The sequence below is a fragment of the Thiocapsa sp. UBA6158 genome, from assembly GCF_002423035.1.
Lineage (GTDB): Bacteria > Pseudomonadota > Gammaproteobacteria > Chromatiales > Chromatiaceae > Thiocapsa.
The window spans coordinates 1-3,863 of record NZ_DIUM01000120.1; the positions used below are offsets into that span (position 1 = coordinate 1).

Consider the following 3,863-nt stretch of genomic DNA (forward strand, 5'->3'; position numbering starts at 1 on the left):
GCGAGGATGTCGCCGGTGGGCGGACGGGTGAACTTGTAGGCGCCGTGCGAGGTGCCGATGGCGATGGCGAGCGCGTCCACACCGGTCTTCTTCACGAAGTCCGCGGCCTCTTCCGGATCGGTCAGGAGCTGGCTGTGATCCAGCGTGCCCTCGGCACCGATGCCGTCTTCTTCGCCCGCTTGGCCGGTCTCCAGGGAGCCCAAGCAACCCAGCTCGCCTTCGACGGAGACGCCGCAGGCATGGGCCATCTCGACGACGCGACGGGTGACGTCGACGTTGTACTCGTAGGAGGTCGGGGTCTTGCCGTCTTCACCGAGCGAGCCGTCCATCATCACGGACGAAAAGCCGAGCTGGATCGAGCGCTGGCAGACCGCCGGCGAGGTGCCGTGGTCCTGGTGCATGCACACCGGGATGTGCGGCCACTCCTCGATGGCGGCCAAGATCAGGTGACGCAGGAAGGGCGCGCCGGCATACTTACGCGCACCGGCGGAGGCCTGCACGATCACGGGGGAGTCCGTCTCGTCGGCGGCCTCCATGATGGCGCGCATCTGCTCCAGGTTGTTGACGTTGTAGGCGGGGACGCCGTACTGGTGCTCGGCGGCATGGTCGAGCAATTGACGCAGCGAAATCAGGGCCATGTGGATTCTCCTCGTATCGGACTGACAGCTAAAAACGGGCGGGCGAGCAGCAAGGATCGCTGACTTAGTCGTTCGTCAGGAGCTTGTGCTCGCCGACCCGCATGATTTTCAAGATATTCGTTTGGCCTTCAACCCCCGAGCGATCGCCCTTGGTGATGATCACCAGGTCACCGTCGCGCACCGTGCCGCGCCGCATCAGCTCCTCGATCACCTCGCGATTCACCTCGTGGATGTCCGTGCTGGCCACATCGAAGCTGACCGGATAGACACCGCGAAGAACCCTGACTTTGCGTCGGGTTGGCGCCGAGCGGGTGATGGCGTAGATCGGGATCCCGGAGCGGATACGCGACATCCATTTCACGGTCGAGCCGGTCTCGGTCAAGGCGGCGATCGCCTTCACGCCCAGATGGTTTGCGGTATACATGGCGGCCATGGCGATGGCCTCGTCGACGCGACCGAAGACCGAATCGATGCGGTGTCCCGAACGCGTGACATGCTTTTCGGCCTCCAGACAGATGCGGTCGAGCGCCTCGACGACCTTGGCCGGGTTCTTCCCGATCGAGCTCTCGGCGGACAACATGACCGCGTCCGTGCCGTCGAGTACCGCATTGGCCACATCGAAGACCTCGGCCCGGGTCGGGATGGGATTTTCGATCATGGACTGCATCATTTGGGTCGCGGTGATGACGACGCTGTTGAGCTCGCGGGCGCGGTTGATCAGCATCTTCTGGGCGGCCGGCAGCTCCGCGTCGCCGATCTCCACGCCCAAGTCGCCGCGCGCGACCATGATGACGTCGGCCGCGTTGATGATGTCGTCGATCGCCCGGAGCGACTCGGCGCGCTCGATCTTGGCGACGATGCCGCCGTGACCCCCGGCCTCGTAGAAGAGCTCGCGCGCGAGTCGGACGTCGTCGCCGTTGCGCACGAAGGAGACGGCCAAGTAGTCTGCATCGATCTCGGCCGCGAACCGGATGTCGTCCTGGTCCTTCTCGGTCAGGGCGGGTGCCGATAGACCGCCGCCCTTTTTGTTGATGCCCTTGTTGTCGGACAGGACCCCGCCGACGACCACCTTGCAGTCGATCCGCCCCCCGTTCACCGCATCCACCCACAGCTCGATCGCACCGTCGTCGAGCAGGAGCGTGTCGCCGTGGCTGACGTCGTCCACCAGCTCGGGGTAGGTGGTCCCGACCCGATGGCAGTCACCGGCATCCAGTGGGCAATCGGCGTCGATCGCGAAGGCATCGCCCCGCGCGAGCTGGATCTGGCCATCGGCGAACTTGCCGATGCGGATCTTGGGTCCCTGCAGATCCATGAGGAGCGCGATTTCGCGCCCGGCGGCCGCCGCACGCTCGCGGATCCGCTCGGCACGCTCGCGATGCCGCTCGTGGGTGTCATGGGACAGATTGAGACGAACGACATCCACCCCGGCGGCGATGATCTCGTCCATCACCGAGACCGGGTCGGTCGCGGGGCCGAGTGTGGCGACGATCTTCGTGCGTCTTGGCATGTAGAGCCTCCGGCTGCCTGCCTCCGGCCTCCAGCCCCGGCTTCCGAACACATCGCCGGAGGCTGGTGGCAGGTGGCAGGAGGCGCGTTGCGCTGATCAGTCCTTCGCTCGGGCCTCGAGCATGGCCACCGCAGGCAGCGTCTTTCCTTCCAGATACTCCAGGAAGGCGCCTCCGGCGGTGGAGATGTAGGAGACCTTGTCGTAGATGTCGTACTTCTGGATCGCCGCGATGGTATCGCCGCCGCCGGCCAGGCTAAAGCCCTCTGCCTCGGCGATGGCCATCGAGACCGTCTTGGTGCCGCCGCCGAACTGATCGAACTCGAACACGCCGACCGGGCCGTTCCAGACGATGGTCCCGGCCTTGGCGATGACCTCCGCCAACTCTTGCGCCGACTTGGGGCCGATGTCGAAGATCATGTCGTCTTCGGTGACATCGGCGACGTCCTTGGTGACGGCCGGCTCGTTCTCGTCGAACTTTTTGCCGCAGACCACGTCGACCGCGATCGGGATGCTCGCGCCGCGAGCCGTCATCTTCTCCATCAGCGCCTTGGCGACGGGAATCAGGTCATGCTCGCACAGCGACTTGCCGACCGGATAGCCGGCTGCGGCGAGGAAGGTGTTGGCGATACCGCCGCCGACCACGAGCTGATCGACCTTCTCGGAGAGGGCCTCCAACACGGTCAGCTTGGTCGAGACCTTGGAGCCGCCGACGATGGCGACCATCGGGCGGGCCGGCGCGGCGAGCGCCTTCTGGAGTGCGTCGAGCTCTTCGGCGAGCAGCAGTCCCGCGCAGGCGACCGGCGCCTGTTGGCCGACACCGTGCGTGGATGCCTGGGCGCGATGGGCGGTGCCGAAGGCGTCCATGACGAAGACGTCGCAGAGTGCGGCATACTTCTTGGCGAGGTCTGCGTTGTCCTTGCCTTCGCCCTTGTTGAAGCGGACGTTCTCCAGCAGGACCAGCTCGCCGTCGGCGACCTCGGGGGCCTGGTCGAGATAATCACGCACCACCCGAACCTCGCGGCCGAGCTTGGCGCTCATGGCATCCGCGACGGGTTTGAGCGAGTCGGCCTCGGAGAAGACACCTTCCTCGGGGCGACCCAGATGCGACATCACCATCACCTTGGCGCCGGCCTTCATGCAATGTTCGAAGGTGGGCATGGAGGCGGTGATGCGCGCATCGGAAGTGACCTTACCGTTCTTCACGGGGACATTCAGGTCGGAGCGGATCAGCACCCGCTTCCCGGAGAGATCAAGATCGGTGAGCTTGATGAAGGACATAGCGAAGCCTCTGTATCAAATGAGATGGAAAGCATTCAGGTTCAAGGTCGGCCTTGCCTGAAAACTCTCGTCGACGAGCGACCGGTGCCGAGCCTCCCGCAACCAGCCGTTTAGGCTGGAGGCAGGAGGCCGGCAGCTGGAGGCTTACTTCGAAACGTGCTCCACCATGCGCAGCATGTTGCAGGTGTAGCCGTATTCGTTGTCGTACCAGGCGACGACCTTCACGAAGGTCGGGTCCAGCGCGATGCCGGCCTCGGCGTCGAAGACGGAGGGCGTGGTGCAACCACGGAAGTCGGTGGAGACCACTTTCTCATCGGTATAGCCCAGCACACCGGCCAGATCGCCGGACTCGGACGCCTTCTTCATGGCCGCGCAGATGGCGTCATAGGTGGCCTCTTTGGTCAGCTCGACCGTCAGGTCGACCACGGAGACGTCGGAGG

General features: G+C 64.9%; 3 protein-coding genes and 1 pseudogene. All 4 read right to left on the reverse strand.

Features of this window, described 5'->3' with window-relative positions:
• Nucleotides 1–638, reverse strand: a 638-nt coding sequence (locus B4N44_RS16520) for a ketose-bisphosphate aldolase (RefSeq protein WP_296703105.1), incomplete at its 3' end; no start/stop codon positions are given.
• 64 nt (nt 639–702) lie between these two features.
• Nucleotides 703–2,145 carry a pyruvate kinase gene (gene pyk / locus B4N44_RS16525; protein ID WP_296703107.1) on the reverse strand — a complete coding sequence of 481 codons (1,443 nt, stop codon included), beginning with the start codon at nt 2,143–2,145 and terminating at the stop codon, nt 703–705.
• Between the two features lie 96 nt (nt 2,146–2,241).
• Complete coding sequence (locus B4N44_RS16530) at nt 2,242–3,423, reverse strand: phosphoglycerate kinase (RefSeq protein ID WP_296703108.1); 1,182 nt, start codon at nt 3,421–3,423, stop codon at nt 2,242–2,244.
• A gap of 144 nt (nt 3,424–3,567) precedes the next feature.
• Nucleotides 3,568–3,863 (reverse strand): annotated as a pseudogene (locus tag B4N44_RS16535) (type I glyceraldehyde-3-phosphate dehydrogenase); the annotation flags it as partial.